Here is a 16,908-nt window from a genome sequence, read left to right as displayed (position 1 = left end):
AATCGAAAACGGTGTTCATACACGCCTGACAGCAGGCACAGAATGCTTTAAGGAAACTAATCGAACGCAGCGATCGGCGGGTCGCCGGCGGGATATCTGCGCTGTCACTGCCGCAGAAAGCAGCAATCTGCCTTCAGCGGCAGAAATGTGTCGCAGATCACATTTTACTGCCAGACGATGCTATCCATAAAATAATTTCGCGCAATAAGGCGCAGTTTCCTGCGCCCGATCATTTTAATAGCTGACGATGGTCACCCAGTTCGCGTCCCGGCCGGCTGGCGCCTCGCCGACCCGCTGCAACGCTCCGCTGCGCGCCTCAATCGCGTAGCTGCCAATAACCGCACTCTTCTCACCGCTCACCACCAGCCAGCGACCATCGGGGCTGATCGCCATGCCGCGCGGCTGTTTCTCCACCGGCCAGCTGCCGATCAGCGTCAGTTTGCCATCCTGCTGGTTAACACGATAACCGCTCACGGTACTGCTGGTGCGCTCGCTGACATACAGAAAACGCCCGTCCGGCGTCAGCTGGATATCCGCTGACCAGATGCGCGGCGTGCTGTCGCTGTAACCCGGCGGCCGTTCACGCCCATGTTGCAGATGATACTGCGCCGCCACCGCGTTGGGCGTTTCCGCCACTTTCACCAGCTCGCCGCTGGTTTCGCGTCGGAACTGGGTAATGATGCCGCCCATTTCACCAATGTTGTACAGATAGCGATTATCCGGCGACAACACCGAGTGGCGCGGACCGTTATCGGCGGCGGTTGCTACCTCCCCCTTGCCGAGGGCGCTCAACGTGCCGTCTGCGCCCAGCCTGAGCTGCAGCACGCGATCGGTGCCAAGATTACCCACATAAGCGTGACGACCGCTGGCATCGACAATCACCGAATGCGCCGCATGACCGGTTTTATAGCTGCCGACCGGCGGCGTAGCGATGGTGCCGCTGGCCGTCAGACGATAAACCTGCACCACGTCGTCGTCATAAGAGGCCCCCAGCAGAAAGCGTCCCTGACGGTCAGTGCTGATGTAGGGGTAACTGGCCGCAGCCGGCACGGTGCGCCGGTTGTTCAGCTCGCCGCTCTGCGAGTCAATCTGCCAGCTCGCCAGCTGCAGCGGTTTACTGCGAATCGCCGCGTACAGCGTTTTGTGATCCGCACTCAGCGCCATCGGCATCACTTTGCCCCCGGCCTCAGTGTGGCCAAGCAGCTGCAAAGCGCCGGTGCGCGCGTCCAGCGTATAGCGCACGATGGTGCCGTCGTCGGCGGCGGATACGTACACAAAGGTCTGCGCCAGCAGTGGCGCGCTCACCGTCATTGCCGCCAGCAGCGTAACGGTGCGCAGGCTGTTTATCATGGTGTTCTCCTTGATGAGGGTAATCAGACCCGGTTATACGCAGTAAAGCACGCGCCTGTTATGTGAGATTGCCCGACGTCACCTGGGCACTTCTCCAGCAAGCCAGGCTAATCAGGCAATTAGCGCGCCGGCGAACCTGATGTTTTGTCCGGGTTTGTGCGCGCGCTCACCTGGCGTGGCCGCGATGTGGTGCAGGATTTTGCGGTGATGCCGCTGATGGCTGCACTATTTCTCCGGGCTAAGATGCATCTTTTCCTGCAGCAGTAAGGTCAGCCAGTCTGCAAACCCCCGGACAGGACGGGAAAGGTGCAGCCGGTGCGGATATGAAAAGAGTCAGTTTGGTAAACGGAAAATATTGTACGTTAAGACTAAAAATTGACCACTAAACCCCAAAGGATCCTGGGAAGATCCTTCAGGGGTAAATAGGTTTCTTACCAACTACCATAGGGATATTTTTTCCCTTTGATAAAATCCTCGGTATCTTTTCCGTACTCATAGCCGTTAGAAAACCGCGTTATTCCTTTGCAAATATCTAATTTATCCCCTGATACGGTTTTCAGGACTGACGGGGTGACGCGATAATTAGGCTCAGAACCACTTCCCTGTAACCAGACTGCCACTTTCCCCTCCGGAGCCAGACCAATTTGTACTCTGTCGTAATACGCAGTTCTTCCCCGATAATCCCTGTACTCACTCGGCCTGAGCATTTTCTCCAGTACAGGTTTAGGGATCGTCAGGTGAGTTTCATACACTTTTTTATCGATAATCGAGTCCCAGCAAAAAATAATATGTCTGGGAGGTCGTTTAACGTGATTCCAGTAGCCACCAGGCGCACGGTCTTTGTCGTTCCACTCGCCGATAACTTCGGGCAGGTCGGGCGTACTGTTCAGCGTGTTAAAGCGATAGTCCTTTCCATCAGAGTCAAGAATAGCGGCAAACGTCACCACTGCTGGCAACGCTTTAGGTGTGAAAAAGTTAAAAGTCCACTCTGCCGGTACATTGCTTTGCGCGGCGGTGTCGGATAAAGATTTCCCCTGACAGGCCGTCAGAATCAGCAACGGAAAAAACCAGGCTGCACGGATTATTTCCATATTTTATTCCCGTCCATATCATAAACTGTACGTTGCCAGCGCTCGTCTGGCCGGTTGGTGAACGTTACCAGCTTCGCTGGTTTGACTGCACCGCTGATACTCCCCTGGCCGTCTCTCACCACGCTATTCCAGTTGGCTGAGCAGTGAATATATTTTTCGGCCAGCATCAGAATTTCTGGCGTGGTAAAGCCGGGGGCAGATTGCCCTCTCCTTATGGCACGGCCCATTACAATCGCTTTTTCACACAGGCTGTTCAGTTCTGGCTTGAGTGACAGGTTGTCGTCTTTAGGTAAAATAAGGGAAAATTCCACCCCGGCATCCTGCGCCGCATCGAGCATCACCCGCAATACCACCTTCGACCAGTCATTATGCGTCGGACGGTCAATAACCAGTGCGGCACCGCTACGTTTCTGTAGCGTTCCGTAACGGTCGGCGGGCATTCTGTCGTCATACCAGGTAGCAACATTCACCTCTACCGCATTCAACAAGGGCGCTATCGCCGGATAGCCGTCGAGTGCTGTAAGCTGCGCGCAGGCCTGCCGATAAATCCGGGTTTCCGTATCAGGGGTGGAGTGAGGGACGGTTTCAAACTCTGGTCGGGTAAGAAAGTATGCTTCTTGTTCGTCGGGGTTGTAGCCACCACCAATGTCGGAGTGTGCACCGGGCAGCGCCAGCTCCGGCCACGCCGGTTTTACGCTATTCAGCGCGAAGTTAAAGCGGCATTCGTGCTGGGCGGTGATATGGAACACTTTGTCTGCCACGCCCGGACGCAGCACCAGATTGACATCCCCGGTGTCGGCGCTGTGCGGGTTGAGGCCGTTAACGGGTGTCCCGATGGCGGCTACGGTATCGAATATACCCACAAAGCGGGTTTTTCCTCCGGGCGTCCCGGAAAACTCAATACCATTCAGACCTGCTTTAATCGCCGTGATAATGGCGTGATCCTGGCTGAACACCCGATTGGCAAAGTGGCGCGCCGCCGCTGCTCCCCGGCTGAAGCCAAAAATATCAAACTGCAGCTCTTTAATGGTGCAGGAACTGCTGTTGGCATGCTGGAGTAAATAACCCTGAATACCGGAAGCCAGTGCTGCAACTGCTTTATCGGTTTTTCTCACTACGCCAGTATCGCCCCGGCCTGTTCCCATTCCGTAAGTGCTGTCGCCAGCCCCGTCTTCCGTACCGATACCCTCGATATAAATAGCGTACTGACCGGCTCCTGTATCGGGCCTGATATCCTGTCTATACAATGTATTCAACCAGTGTACGTTGCTGTAGTAACCGATATAGCTCCCTGCAGCAGTGCCGCTGTAGCCACGTTTTAGTCTCACGCACTGGGAATACGCAGATCCAGCATCAGCATCATTCATCCCGTAATGTTCACCGGAACAGGCGGCCTGACGATCACCGCTGTTATTCGCATTGTTGCCTGTGCCATCAAAGAACACACCGATGGTCAGCGTAATTTCCCGTTTCTTCTTCGCGGCCTGCGCTCGCTGTTCAGGCTCTGACTCCTGCGCTTTTTTCCTCGCGGTCTCGGCCCGTTCGGCTACCCGTCCGGCATTGCTGTCGCGCTCGTAGGTGTGCGTCTGGACTGATGGAATAAAACGGGCGCGGCACGGGCAGGAGCTGTAGCTGTCCAGCGAACCCGCCCACTCTTTCAGCTCTCCGCCCACCTCATAGGTGTCCCCAGTGCCGCCGCACACGCGGAAGCGCCCCTCATGCTTCCCGCACGTCACCGGGTCGCCCTCCCTGACCTGCTGTCGCAGAATGCCACCGATTTCGTAGGTGTCGTCAGACGCACCGGAAAGGATCCGTCCTCCGCAGGTAGTTTTATCCAGGTGATACAGAAAAAAACCCGTCGCCATAATCCCTCATGAATGAAGTGGTTATTAAGTCAGCGCATCATACCTCAATCATGACTTAACCAAAATCTTCGGCTTCAGGTTGCCGGTAGTACGCCTGAATAGAAAAAATCACCCAACGTAAAATACTTTCCGTATCTCAATCGTAACCCTAAGATGAAACCGGCTGAACACCTGACAGCGCGTCAGGTATTCAGCCGTGTTACAGGTTTTAGCGTACCGATTTCACGACAGGCGCAAAGCTTACTGCAACTTCACGCCTTTGGTTTCTGGCGCTAACCAGACCACCACCATCGCGGCAAGAAAGGCGATCACCGTGGTGGCCAGCCCGGCGGTGAATCCACCAACGCTGGCCACAAAGCCAATCAGTAGCGGCGCGATAAAGCCGCCCAGGCGCCCGCCGTTATACGCCAGCCCCATTAAAAAGCCGCGTGACTGCGTGTCGCCAATGATCTCGGCGAGAAAAGGACCGGAGCCGGCAAAAATACCGTTTACGCCAAACCCTGCCATAAAGATGGCGACCATCAGAATCAGCGGCTGAGTGGTCGCCAGATACATGCCGACCGCCACCGCACCGATAAACAGGTAGAGCAGAAACATCGGCCTGCGCCCCCACTTATCGGCCAGCAGTGAGAACACCAGGAAGCCAGCAATGGCACCGGTTTGCAGGGCCAGCACAAATTTCAGGCTGTGAAGAAAATCAAGATGCTTAACTTCACGAAGATAGGTTGGCGTCTAGGTAAATACGCCCCAGAACAGGTACTGAATGAAAAAGATAAAGGTAAATGCCAGCAGCAATCCTTTGAGCTACACCGTCAGGTTTCAATCTTCGGTAGCAGCGTCACCCTCAATGTGTGTCGCCTCGACCTGACGAACAAGACTACGCCTCTCGGGTTTTAAGCGCTTTCAGGCGCGCCGGAAGCGCCCGCTCTGTTGCTTTGCGATGATAAGGCGAAAGCTTACGCCAGCTTTGGGTTTCCCCACGGGTGCGTCCGCATCCTTCGCACCAGCCGGTTTTCGTATCAAACACGCAGAGATCGATGCACGGCGATTTTGCGGCCATATCCAGCCTCCTCTAAAATAGAGCCTCAGGCACGCAGCCGGCTTAATGATAATTATCGGGAACAACGATGCTCTGGCTAATCTCAAAATACGCGTTAACCGCCTTTATGGTGGTACTGATCTCAGAAGCCGCGAAACGCAGCGATCGTCTGGGCGGCCTGCTCGCCGCTTTACCGCTGGTCACCCTGTTGGTGCTTATCTGGATGAAAATAGAAGGACAAACGCAGGAAAAGATTGCCGCTCACGCCTGGTATACGTTCTGGTATGTGGTGCCGACACTGCCGATGTTTATCCTGTTTCCGTTTTTTTACCAGCGCGTCGGTTTCTGGCTCACGCTACTGCTCTCCTGCGTGATTACCGTGGTGCTGTTCGCCCTCTGGGCGGTAATGCTGAAGCGGTTTGGTATCATTCTTATGTAAACGCAAGCCGCATTAATTCCTGCGGGTTTAGGCTGGCTCATTTGCTCTGTTCATCTTGACCTTTCATTTCGATTAACCTCGCCCTGTCCTGCGTCCCGGGACACAGGACAGGGCGGTTTCCTTTCAGGAAGGAAAGCAAGAAAAACTTTGCACTGCTTGACCCACGGCTACCAGCAAAAGAGCGGGCATGTTGACCCGCAGACACCGTTCAGGAGAAAGCCTCTTAAGGCGCGATAGTAAATCCAGCCCCGCATCAATCATCCATTTCCTGCCCAATCATTGGCTACACTTGCTGTTTTACCCGCGCAGAAACAAGGAAATGCTATGACTCAACACGCTTCACTCAATCACGCCTGGCTGCTGGCGTCACGCCCGGACGGCGAGCCGGTGAAAGAGAACTTCCGCTTTGTCGAACAACCGCTGCCGCAGGTGCAGGCGGGACAGATGCTGCTGCGCACCCACTATCTGTCGCTCGACCCGTATATGCGTGGCCGCATGGATGACAGCAAATCCTACGCACCGCCGGCGCAACTCGACCAGCCGATGGTCGGCGGCACCGTATGCCAGGTGGCGGAATCGCAGCATCCGGATTTCAGCGCCGGCGACTGGGTACTGGCGGCCAGCGGCTGGCAGAGCTATGCCCTGTCCGATGGCACTGGCGTGACTAAAATTGGTCATCTGCCCCATCCATCCTGGGCGCTGGGCATTCTGGGTATGCCGGGCTTTACCGCCTACATGGGCTTGATGGATATCGGTCAGCCCAAAGCCGGTGAAACGCTGGTTGTCGCCGCCGCCACCGGACCGGTGGGTGCCACGGTCGGTCAGCTCGGTAAGCTGAATGGCTGCCGCGTCGTCGGCGTGGCCGGCGGCGAGGAGAAGTGCCGCTACGCGATTGACACCCTCGGTTTTTCCGCCTGTATCGATCATCATCGTGACGATTTCGCAGAACAGCTGGCGGCCGCCTGCCCGGACGGTATCGACATCTATTTTGAAAACGTCGGCGGCAAAGTATTCGATGCCGTCTTCCCGCTGCTCAATACCGCCGCGCGCGTGCCGGTGTGTGGCCTGGTGTCGGGCTACAGCAGTCGCGAACTGCCACCCGGCCCCGATCGCACGCCGCTGATCATGGGCGGGATTCTGAAACGCCGCATCCGTATGCAGGGCTTCATCATCTTCCAGGATTATGGCGATCGCTATCCGGAATTCCTGCAGGCGATGACGCCGCTGGTCGAGCAACAAAAAGTGTTGTACCGCGAACACATGGTAGAAGGGCTGGAGCATGCGCCGCAGGCGTTTATTGACATGCTGAAAGGCAAAAACTTCGGCAAAACCGTGGTGAAAGTGGCGTAGCCAGCGGTTCTCTCCCCGACTGTAAATCCGGCCTTAGTGTGCGAGCACTAAGGCTTTTTTGCGCTTTGCTTAACCGCTATTGAGATATAAGCCCTCCGCGTGCGCATGCGATGATGCCCTCCTCTATCCTCTTCTACCGGAGAAGTCATTATGTCGCTGACCTTAGCCGACTCCGCGGCGCAGCCGCGTAAAGTCAATACGCAACAGGCGGAAGCACCGGTGCCATTACCGGCTGGCGCCGCGCATATCATTCGCGACGATGCGGAAGCTATCGCCGTAGCCCATCAGCTGGCGGCCAGCTTCGCGCGCGAGGCGGCACTGCGCGATCGTGAGGGCATTCTGCCCCTCAAAGAGCTGGATGCGTTCTCGCAAAGCGGCCTGTGGGCAATGGCCATCCCCAAAGCCTGGGGCGGAGCGGGCGTGTCGTGGACCACCGTGGCCAGGGTGATCGCCATCATTTCAGCTGCCGATCCGGCGCTCGGTCAGCTGCCGCAAAACCATCTGGCCGGTGTGGCCCATCTGCTGGAAGACGGTAGCGAAGCACAAAAACAGGTACTGCTGAGCGAGGTACTGGCCGGGCTGCGCTGGGGTAACGCCTTTTCGGAGAAGCATGGCCGCACGGTCGCCGATTTTCAGACGCGCTTTCGGCGTGACGGTGATGAGGTGGTGATTAACGGGGAAAAATTTTATGCCACTGGCGCGCTGCTGGCGCATCGAATCCATGCCGTGGCGCTGGACGAGCAGGACCGGGCGCATCTGATTGTGCTCGATCGCGACACGCCGGGCATCAGCGTCATTAATAACTGGTCGGCCTTTGGTCAGCGCACGACGGCTTCCGGTACCGTACTGCTGGAGAATGTCCGCGCCCCGCTGTCGCGCGTTATTCCAACCTGGCAGGCGTTTGAGCGGCCAACCGCTGCCGGGCCGATTTCACAGATCATTCAGGCGGCGGTGGATGTCGGTATTGCGCGCGGCACCATTGAAGACACCCTGCAATTTGTTCGCGAACGCTCGCGGCCGTGGATTGACAGTGGCCAGGCGCGCGCTGCCGATGACCACTTCACGCTGGCGGCAGTCGGTGATTTGAAAATCCGCCTGCACGCTGCCGAAGCGCTGCTGTGGCAGGCCGGAGCAGCGATTGACGCCGCGCTGGCGCAGCCCGATGAAACCAGCGTGGCACGCGCGACCGTGGCCACCGCCGAGGCCAAAGTGCTGACGACGGAGATCGCTCTGCTTGCCGGTAACAAACTATTTGAGCTGGCTGGCACCCGCGCCACGCTGCAGGAGTTTAATCTGGACCGCCACTGGCGCAACGCGCGCACCCATACGCTGCACGATCCGGTGCGCTGGAAGTATTACCACGTGGGTAATTATTATCTCAACGGCACGCCGCCGCCGCGCCATGCGTGGAGCTAAGGGCGGCGGAAGCGCGTTGCCGGATGGTCAGCTGCCAGGCGCGGCTGACCCGTGAGACGTTCACGCAAGGTTAACGGCTGTGCTGGCTGAGGACGCACCCGCCCGCGCTGGCGCAGCACCGGCATGACCCAGGCAATGAAATCGTTGAAGCTGCCCGGGCTAATAGCCCAGCCCAGATTAAAGCCGTCCACGCCCGATTCTGCCGCAAACTGATCCAGCCGATCGGCAATGGTTTCGCCGCCGCCCACCAGCAACGGATGCAGACCACCGATACCGATGTAGCGGGCTGCCTCACGCAGCGTCCAGCGTTTTTGATCGTCAATTCGCGTCAGGCTGGCCAGCGCCGAACGGCAGGCGTCGGTTTCGCGAAAGGCCAGCGGCATGTCCGGATCCTCCTGCGACCAGTCGATACCGGTCCACGCCGAGAAAAGCGCCAGCGCAGCCTCTTCACTGATGTATTGCTGATAATCCTCAAGTTTGGCCCGGGCGGCATCATCATCCTCGGCCGTGATCACCGTGATGGCTGTGACAAAACGCAGCGACGCCGGATCGCGCCCTTCTGCCACGGCCAGCTGACGAATGCGCTGAATATCGCTGGCAATCGCCTGCGCGGTGACGCCACCGAGGAAAATGACTTCTGCGTTGCGGGCAGCAAACTGCGCACCGCGTGCCGAAGCGCCAGCCTGAAACAGCACCGGGGTGCGCTGTGGGCTGGGCTCACTGAGATGTGCATCCGGCACCTGATACCAGCGACCATAATGCTGAATAGCGTGCACTTTTTGCGGATCGCTATACAGGCTGTTGGCTTTATCGCGGCTAACCGCATCTTCCTCCCATGAGCCTTCCCACAGCTTCGCGGTCACATCCAGAAACTCCTGTGCGCGATCGTAACGCTCATCATGCGGCAGCTGCCGGGTCAAACCCAGATTGCGCGCCGCGGAATCAAGCATGGAAGTCACCACGTTCCAGGCGATACGCCCGCGGGTGAGATGATCAAGCGTCGTGAACTTGCGCGCCAGCAAATAAGGATGTTCGTAGGTGGCAGAGACCGTAATACCGAAACCGAGGTGCTGCGTGACGGCCGCCATGGCGGAGACCAGCAGCAGCGGATCGTTCACCGGCATCTGAGCGGCCAGGCGCAACGCCGCGTCCGGCTTGCCCTGCCACACATCCAGTTGTCCCAGCGCATCAGCAATAAACAGCGCATCAAAACCTGCGGTATCAAGCTGCCGCGCGAGGGTCGTCCAGTAATCCAGCTCGGTATAGCGGTGCGCCTGATCCTGGGGATGTCGCCACAATCCGGCAGAGAGATGACCAGGGACATTCATCATGAACGCAAACAGCAAAAACGGTGAAGGCATCCGTTACCCTCCTCAGACAGGGCGACGCGCACGCAGCGCACCCACGGCCAGTACCACAAAGATCAGTGCGCCGGTTGCCACCTGCTGCCAGTAAAAGTTCCAGCCGACCAGCAACAGTCCGTTGGCGATGAAACTCAGCAGCACGACACCCAGCAGCGTACCCGGCACATTCGGGCGGCGCGAAGGCGCGAAGGTCGCGCCAATAAAGCTGGCACCGATGGCATTCAGCAGATAGGCATTGCCCGATAACGGTACCCAGGCTTTGACATTGGCGGCGAGAATTAACCCGACGATGCCGGCGACCAGTGCACTGAATATGAATGCCAGCGCGGTGAGACGTTTGACCGCCACGCCAGAATGATGCGCTACGCTGAGCTGTTCACCCATCATGCGCAGTGCGCGACCGCTGGCGCTGCGGTGCAACAGTTGATACAGCACCAGCACCACGCCCAGCAACAGCCAGAGCGGCAGTGGAACGCCAAGTAGCGTGCCGTGACCAATAGCGGTAAAACCCGCCGGCAGCGTCTGGCTTAGCAGATAGACCGGCTGCCCACCGTTGGACGACAGTTGCTGTACGCTCTGACCAATAAACAGCGTGCCAAGCGTGGCGAGAAACGGCTCAACGCCGAGTTGTGTCACCAGAAAAGCGTTGAACACGCCTACCAGCAGTGCCGCCGTCAGCGCACCCAACAGCGCCAGCGGCAGCGCGACCTGATGCAGTACCAGCGTCACCAGCACCAGGCAGGCGACATCAATCGCCGTACCGACGGACAGATCGATCGCGCCGATACGCGTGACCAGCGTCATGGCCAGCGCCACAATCGCCAGCGGTGCGACATTATTCAGCAGCACGCTACGAATGTTGGCGACAGTGGCAAACGCGGGCGCGGCGATGATGAAAAACAGCAGCAGCGCAACAAAGGTCAGCACCATCAGGCTGCGCAACAGCCCCGGCACTTTTTTACCGCTCAGGCTCAGTTCAGACATGAGATGCCCTCCCCGCCTGACGGCGCCGCAGTAGCGCGGTCAGCGCCACAACCAGCAGGATGAGCACACCCTCGACGCCGTTAATCCAGTAACTTGAGACGTTAACCAACTGAAAGCCGTTGGCTATCAGACTCAGAAACAGCGCGCTGATCAGTGCACCGCCCAGGGTCGGCACCAGGCGACGCGAAAACACCACGCCGAGCAGCGCGGCGGCAATCACCATCAGCAGATTGTCGTTAGCGCCCGGCGAACTGCCGCTGAGCAGCGCCACCGAGGCAATGGCTGCCAGTGCAGCGCTGAAGCCGCACAGCACATAACTCAGACTTTGATAGCGCGCCACGCTAATGCCCGCCGCGTTGGCGGCCTGCGGATGGCTACCCACCGCCTGCAGGCGCAGGCCAAACGCGGTGAAACGACTGAGCCCGAGTGCACTCAACGCCAGCAGCAGAAATCCCCAGCCGAGCCAGGAAACGCCCAGCGGTCCGCTGGCTATCAGCAGGTTTTGCAGCGCGCTGCTGGCGGAAATCGACGCGTTTCCGCTCAGCACCATCTCCAGTCCCATGGCGATGTTCATGCTGGTCAGCGTCGCCAGCAGGGGCAAAATACCAAGCCAGACAATCGCCAGGGCATTGAATATCCCCACGGCGATGCCGGTGAGCAGCGTGAGCAGCAGCGCATAAGTGACAGAGTGTTGCTCAGCGATCTGCGCCGCGAATACCGCGGCACACAACCCCATATTAGCGGCAATGGATAAATCAATGCCGCCGCTAATCCCCTGAACACCGCCACCGCTTAGCACCAGCGTCAGACCCAGCGCCAGCGTTCCCACCACCGCCGTTTGCTGCAATACGTTACCGAGGTTGATCACGCTGAGGAAAATAGGCGACAGCCAGGCAAATACCGCCAGCACCAGTACAATAATCAGCAGCGCGACGTGCTGCAGCCACGGCTGCCCCTGCGGTTTGCCTGCCGCCGTCACCACCGCCGGTTGGCTCAGTTCACTCATAGGATTTGCTCCGTCAATGCGCCCGTGCCGGAAGCCAGGGACAGAATCTCCTGGTGACTGGTGTGCCGGGCGGACAGCGTGGCGACCTGCTCGCCGCGCGCCAGCACAATAATGCGGTCGGCGAGCGTTTGCAGTTCCAGCAGATCGGTGGAAAACAGGATAATCACCGCACCGGCGGCCGCCAGCTGCTGCAGGGTTTGATAAATGGCGGCCTTGGCGGCAATGTCGACGCCAACCGTGGGCTCATCCAGCAGATAGAGCGTGGCGTGGGTGTTGAGCCATTTCGCCAGCACCGCTTTTTGCTGATTTCCGCCGGACAGCTGACGCAGCGGTGCCAACTGGCCCGGTGTGCGGATCGCCAGCTGGCGGATGTTGTCCGCCACCAGCGCGGTCTCGGCGGTTGCGGAGACGCCGCCCCAGCGCAGCAGGCGCTGCACGGTCGTCAGGGTGATGTTGTCGCGCAGGCTCACATCGAGCGCGATGCCGTTGGCGCGGCGATCTTCCGGCACCAGCGCGATGCCACGTTTCACCGCGGCATGTGGCGAAGCCGGTACTCCGTGCGTCTCACCTACGCGCAGCGTCCCGCTCACGCCACGTTCCAGACCAAACAGTGCGCTGATTAACGCCTTCCCTCCGGAGCCCAGCAGGCCGGTAATGCCAACGATCTCGCCACGTCGTGCGCTGAAACAAACATTGTGAAAGCGACCCGGCGCGCTCAGGGCGTCTACGGTCAGCACCGGCTCGCCGTCAGGTGGCAGACCGCGCGGTGCAATCGCCTGCTGCGTCTCACCGATCATGGCATTAATCAGCGCCTGCGGAGAAAGGGCGTCGCCGGTAAAATGCGCGACGTCTTTACCATCGCGCAGCACCGTAACCCGCTGGCACAGCGCCTGTATTTCATCGAGATAGTGAGAAACGTAGATCAGTGCGATCCCCTGCTGACGCATACGTTCGATAACGCGAAACAGCGCCTGCACCTCGTGTCGCGCCAGCGCGGCGGTCGGTTCATCCAGTACCACCACGCGCGGCGCGCGCTGTAATACGCGACAGATCTGCACCAGTTGCTGTTCCGCCACGCTTAACCCGGCGATCAGCGCATCGGGATCGATCTGCAGATCGAAGTGCTGTTGCAGTAGCTGCCGCGCCTGCTGACGCATACGCCGGCGATCGATAAACGGTGTGCTGCCAATCCGTGGCTCATTACCGAGCAGCAGCGCTTCCGCCACCGTCAGCGTGCCTGGCAATAGCCGCTCCTGATGAACAATGGCGATGCCCTGCTGTTGTGCCTGAGCCGGACTGGTCAACACCAGTGGCCGGCCTTCCAGCGTCACGCTGCCCTCATCGGCAGCGTGGATGCCGCCCAGCACTTTGATCAGCGTCGATTTTCCGGCTCCGTTATGCCCAATCAGCCCATGCACTTCGCCGGCGTGGACATCAAGCGATACCGCTTGCAGCGCGGGAATGCCGTCAAAGGCTTTACTGATCTGGCGCAGCTGCAGTCGCACTGTCTTATTTATCATCGCTCTGGCCCAGCGTTTGCTGCGCCTGCGCCGCATTCTCTTTGGTGACCAGAATGGCCGGAACATAGGTGGCAGGCGGAAGTGAACGATCGCCGGCAAGGTATTTCGCCACATTTTGTACCGCAGTCTGTCCGATCAGATAGGGTTGCTGCGCCACCACCGCCGCCGCGCTGGATTTCGGATCTTTCACCAGCGAGACCACGTCCGGGCTGCCGTCCACGGCGTAAGTTTTGATTTCACTGCGACCGGCAGCATCAACCGCCTGAGTGGCACCAATCTGCGGTACGTCCCATGCCGCCCAGATAGCCTGTACTGACCCTTGCGGATACTTGTTAAGCAGCTGACTAATCTGCGCATAGGCATCCTGCACGGTATTGGGAATGACGTCGCGCAGTTCGGGCTGAATGATTTTAATTTTCGGATACCATTTCAGCACGGCTTTTAACTGGTCATAGCGCATCGCCACCACCGGCACGCCATAAAAACCATTAAACACCAGAATATTGCCTTCGCCGCGCAGATCATTGACCAGTTTTAATGCCAGCTGCTCGCCAATATAAAAGTTATCGGAGGTCGTGACGTTAATACTGGATGGGCTGGCGGTATCCACGGTAAATAAGGGAATGCCGGCGTCGCGAATTTTTTTCAGCCAGGGTTCCAGCACTGAGGCGGTGCCCAGCGTTTCAATAATGGCATCCGGTTTTTGTGCAATCAGCGTTTGAATTTGCGCGATCTGCTGTGACTCTTTGCGTCCGCCATCCAGGGCGATAGGCGTGCCACCCAGCCGCTTTACTTCATCAATTTGTCCCTGATAGGCTTTCAGATCCCAGTAGTGATCGGTACCGGCCACGGTAATACCGATACGTTTACCGGCCAGTGAGGGAATAGATGCGTCAGCGGCGCGAGCGTGCAGCGACAAGCCGGCGAGCAGCGATGCAGAGGCCAGTAATAGTCCGGCCAGGCGGTGTTTATGCATTGTTTATATCCCTGGAAAAGGTTCAGCTAAATAAGGTGAGTGACGCCTGCTATCCGGCGTATAGCTGAAAATTATCACAGTCACTATTTATCCCTAATGCCATTTTCTCCTTTGGATATGCAGCGGATTTGCATATTGATTGCGTGAAAAAGCATGACCGGGCGCAGATATTCTGACGCCCGGTTATAAATAATAAAAACGTGGCTGGAATGAAGACGTGCGGCGCTAAAGATACGTGATGGTCGCGGGCGCCGCGGGTGTGATTTTAACGCCCTTTTTTCTTGCGTCCCGGCTGAGTAAAGCGCTTGCGGTTAGCGCCCTGACCCGCTTTGTCACTCTGTTTCGGTGCGCTGACGGCCGGTTTTTTCGCGGCGGGCGTCGCCGCTTTTTTCTTCGCCTGTGCCTGCTGCGTTTTTTGATCCTCTGACGACGAATCCTCAATTAGCTTAAACAGGTCGATCAGTTCATCGTCCGTCAGATCGCGCCACTCACCGAGCGGGATACCTTTCAGGCTCACGTTCATGATGCGCGTGCGCTCCAGTTTCGTCACTTCATAGCCAAAGTGTTTGGCCATGCGGCGAATCTGCCGGTTCAGTCCCTGCACCAGGATAATACGAAATACAAAGGTCGACTCCCGCTTCACTTTGCATTTTTTCGTCACTGTGCCGAGCATCGGTACGCCCGCCGCCATACCGGCAATAAACTCGTCGGTGATCGGCTTATCCACCGTGACCACGTACTCTTTTTCGTGATTATTACCGGCGCGCAGGATTTTATTCACCAGATCGCCGTGATTGGTGAGAAAAATCAGCCCCTGCGAGTCTTTATCCAGCCGGCCAATCGGGAACACGCGCTTGCTGTGGTTGACGAAGTCACCAATGTTGTCACGCTCGCCCTCTTCCATGGTGGTGACAATGCCCACCGGCTTGTTGAGGGCGATTAATACCAGATCGTCTTCGTTGCGCGGTTCAATCAGCCGTCCGTTGACTTTGACCTCATCCCCGGCGAACACCTGCGCACCGACGCTGGCGCGTTTGCCGTTAATGAAAACGTTGCCTTGTTCGATGTAACGATCGGCGTCACGGCGCGAGCAGATTCCGCTCTCGCTGATGTATTTATTCAGGCGCGTGGATGAGTTGGGCAGCATGGTTCCTCCGAAAAAAAACGGACTATACAGCATGTGCGCGCGTTGCGTAAGACTGGGTTAAGCGTCCGGTGGCGGTTGTTCTTTGCGGTGTGATATGGCGAAAAAGCGGTGCCGGGTGCCATAGCGATTTATGGCACATAAAAATCCCTCCTGTCGGTTAAAATAGCCCGCACGCCCCTGAGCAAACTCCGGGTATTGTGAACATCTCACCGTTAACCAGGCATGAAAATGTACAACGTAAATCATCTTTTCGTCAGCCGGGAAATGAATGTGAAAAAGCTGCTGGCTTACGGTTTCCGCAAGGACGGGCAGGATTACGGCTACCGCTGTGATGTGATGAATAAGCAGTTCACCCTGCAGGTAAACATCACCACCCAGGGTGGCATTGCCGCCACCATTATCGATAAAGTCACAGGAGAAGATTACATTCTTCACCGTATTACTTCTGCCACCGGTGCCTTTGTGGGGCAGGTCCGTGAAGAACATGATGCTATCTTGCTGGATATCGCAGAAAAATGTTTCCCGCAAAAGCATTTCAAAACAGCGCAGGCCGATGCGATTGTTCAGCACCTGAAACAGCAGTATCAGACTGAGCTGGAATTCTTATGGCCGCGCTTTCCTGAAAACGCCATCTTTCGCCGCAAAGATAATCAAAAGTGGTTCGGCGCGTTGTTAACGATTCACAGCAGCAAGCTGGGCCGACCGGATGATAGCCTGATTGAAATCGTCAATATTAAAGTCTCGCCGCAGGCCATCGCTTCGCTGGTCGATGGCGAGGTTTATTTCCCGGGCTACCATATGAACAAAAAGCATTGGGTCACCCTGTGTCTGGATGGATCAGTCCCGACGGCCGAGGTTTTGTTGCGCATTGACAACAGTTTTAACCTGGCCGGCTAGCCATCGGCGTGGCACCGTATACCTCTTCGCGGCTGATTTCACCGCCCCATCCGCGCAGCCGCAACGTCTCGCCCGTCAGTTCCACCACCGCAAAGGGCACGCGCGACGGACCATCCAGCATCCCCTGCAGGGTTATAAACACGGTATCCGCGCGGCGATGATAGCCGCCACGGTGATCGTGGCCGGCAAAACAGGCGCGCACGCCATAGCGGCAGAACAGCTCTGCCAGCTGCGCACCGTTGAGCAGACTGTGGCTGTAGCCCGGTGCCAGCGGATAATGGCCAAACACCAATACCTGCTGGCCGCAGGCGCGGGCCTCGATAAGCTGCGTTTCCAGCCATGCCAGCTGCGTCGCACCGACCGCGCCATTCCACGGCTGCGCCTGCGGTTGCTGGCGCGCCTGTAAATCAGCCAGCAGTGCGGCCGCGCGCTGGCGATCGTCGCCGTTGTGTTGATTGCAGTAC

The 16,908-nt window shown here is 57.8% G+C and carries 15 protein-coding genes and 1 pseudogene; 4 read left to right on the top strand and 12 right to left on the bottom strand.

All coding sequences use genetic code 11. The features are described from left to right. Positions 1 to 234: 234 nt before the first annotated feature. The 5 genes and pseudogenes from CBW22_RS00735 to CBW22_RS00715 form a co-directional block, all read right to left on the bottom strand. Positions 235 to 1,350 (bottom strand): lactonase family protein, encoded by a 1,116-nt coding sequence (locus CBW22_RS00735; protein ID WP_088515767.1) that lies wholly within the window; start codon positions 1,348 to 1,350, stop codon positions 235 to 237. A gap of 431 nt (positions 1,351 to 1,781) precedes the next feature. After that, a complete protein-coding gene (locus CBW22_RS00730; RefSeq protein ID WP_058769809.1) occupies positions 1,782 to 2,441 on the bottom strand; it encodes a DUF2931 family protein in 660 nt (219 codons plus the stop codon). Next, on the bottom strand, positions 2,432 to 4,306 hold the full coding sequence (locus CBW22_RS00725) for a phospholipase effector Tle1 domain-containing protein (RefSeq protein ID WP_088515766.1): 1,875 nt from the start codon (positions 4,304 to 4,306) through the stop codon (positions 2,432 to 2,434). Before CBW22_RS00725 ends, CBW22_RS00730 begins: the two co-directional genes overlap by 10 nt. Positions 4,307 to 4,546: 240 nt before the next feature. Further along, positions 4,547 to 5,110, bottom strand: a pseudogene (locus tag CBW22_RS00720) (MFS transporter); the annotation flags it as partial. A gap of 73 nt (positions 5,111 to 5,183) precedes the next feature. Next, positions 5,184 to 5,366, bottom strand: coding sequence for a DUF1289 domain-containing protein (locus CBW22_RS00715; RefSeq protein ID WP_021506023.1), 183 nt, complete (start codon positions 5,364 to 5,366; stop codon positions 5,184 to 5,186). 67 nt (positions 5,367 to 5,433) lie between these two features. On the opposite strand from CBW22_RS00715, the gene CBW22_RS00710 reads away from it, so the two are divergent. From CBW22_RS00710 to CBW22_RS00700, 3 genes are all read left to right on the top strand, one after another. Further along, a complete protein-coding gene (locus CBW22_RS00710) occupies positions 5,434 to 5,784 on the top strand; it encodes a DUF3147 family protein (protein WP_088515765.1) in 351 nt (116 codons plus the stop codon). Between the two features lie 324 nt (positions 5,785 to 6,108). Further along, on the top strand, positions 6,109 to 7,134 hold the full coding sequence (locus tag CBW22_RS00705; RefSeq protein WP_058758571.1) for an NADP-dependent oxidoreductase: 1,026 nt from the start codon (positions 6,109 to 6,111) through the stop codon (positions 7,132 to 7,134). Between the two features lie 150 nt (positions 7,135 to 7,284). Further along, on the top strand, positions 7,285 to 8,550 hold the full coding sequence (locus CBW22_RS00700) for an SfnB family sulfur acquisition oxidoreductase (RefSeq protein ID WP_088515764.1): 1,266 nt from the start codon (positions 7,285 to 7,287) through the stop codon (positions 8,548 to 8,550). Here the strand turns inward: CBW22_RS00700 and CBW22_RS00695 are convergent. The 6 genes from CBW22_RS00695 to rluF all read right to left on the bottom strand — a co-directional run bounded on the left by CBW22_RS00695 (position 8,547) and on the right by rluF (position 15,547). Beyond that, positions 8,547 to 9,911 carry an LLM class flavin-dependent oxidoreductase gene (locus CBW22_RS00695; protein WP_088515763.1) on the bottom strand — a complete coding sequence of 455 codons (1,365 nt, stop codon included), beginning with the start codon at positions 9,909 to 9,911 and terminating at the stop codon, positions 8,547 to 8,549. The genes CBW22_RS00700 and CBW22_RS00695 overlap by 4 nt on opposite strands. Positions 9,912 to 9,923: 12 nt before the next feature. Beyond that, positions 9,924 to 10,898 (bottom strand): ABC transporter permease, encoded by a 975-nt coding sequence (locus CBW22_RS00690; RefSeq protein WP_021506018.1) that lies wholly within the window; start codon positions 10,896 to 10,898, stop codon positions 9,924 to 9,926. After that, entirely contained in the window at positions 10,891 to 11,904 is a 1,014-nt protein-coding gene (locus CBW22_RS00685; RefSeq protein ID WP_058758574.1) for an ABC transporter permease, read from the bottom strand. The genes CBW22_RS00690 and CBW22_RS00685 overlap by 8 nt, the downstream gene beginning before the upstream one ends. Then, entirely contained in the window at positions 11,901 to 13,424 is a 1,524-nt protein-coding gene (locus tag CBW22_RS00680) for a sugar ABC transporter ATP-binding protein (RefSeq protein WP_088515762.1), read from the bottom strand. The genes CBW22_RS00685 and CBW22_RS00680 overlap by 4 nt, the downstream gene beginning before the upstream one ends. Further along, the gene (locus CBW22_RS00675; protein ID WP_058774665.1) at positions 13,414 to 14,400 is read right to left on the bottom strand and encodes a sugar ABC transporter substrate-binding protein; all 987 of its coding nucleotides are present in this window, start codon (positions 14,398 to 14,400) and stop codon (positions 13,414 to 13,416) included. Before CBW22_RS00675 ends, CBW22_RS00680 begins: the two co-directional genes overlap by 11 nt. A 265-nt stretch (positions 14,401 to 14,665) precedes the next feature. After that, positions 14,666 to 15,547: a 23S rRNA pseudouridine(2604) synthase RluF gene (gene rluF, locus CBW22_RS00670; RefSeq protein WP_021506014.1), complete on the bottom strand. Its 882-nt coding sequence runs from the start codon at positions 15,545 to 15,547 to the stop codon at positions 14,666 to 14,668. A 264-nt stretch (positions 15,548 to 15,811) separates the two neighbouring features. On the opposite strand from rluF, the gene CBW22_RS00665 reads away from it, so the two are divergent. Beyond that, positions 15,812 to 16,444: an MmcQ/YjbR family DNA-binding protein gene (locus tag CBW22_RS00665; RefSeq protein WP_254919461.1), complete on the top strand. Its 633-nt coding sequence runs from the start codon at positions 15,812 to 15,814 to the stop codon at positions 16,442 to 16,444. Here the strand turns inward: CBW22_RS00665 and CBW22_RS00660 are convergent. Beyond that, positions 16,428 to 16,908, bottom strand: a 481-nt coding sequence (locus CBW22_RS00660) for a metallophosphoesterase (RefSeq protein WP_176428067.1), incomplete at its 5' end; no start/stop codon positions are given. The two genes, CBW22_RS00665 and CBW22_RS00660, sit on opposite strands and share 17 nt — an antisense overlap.

This window comes from Pantoea sp. VS1 (assembly GCF_002207995.1).
GTDB classification, from domain to species: domain Bacteria; phylum Pseudomonadota; class Gammaproteobacteria; order Enterobacterales; family Enterobacteriaceae; genus Pantoea; species Pantoea dispersa.
The sequence above is the reverse complement of the archived record's forward strand: the minus strand, read 5'-3'. Positions and strand labels throughout refer to the sequence as shown.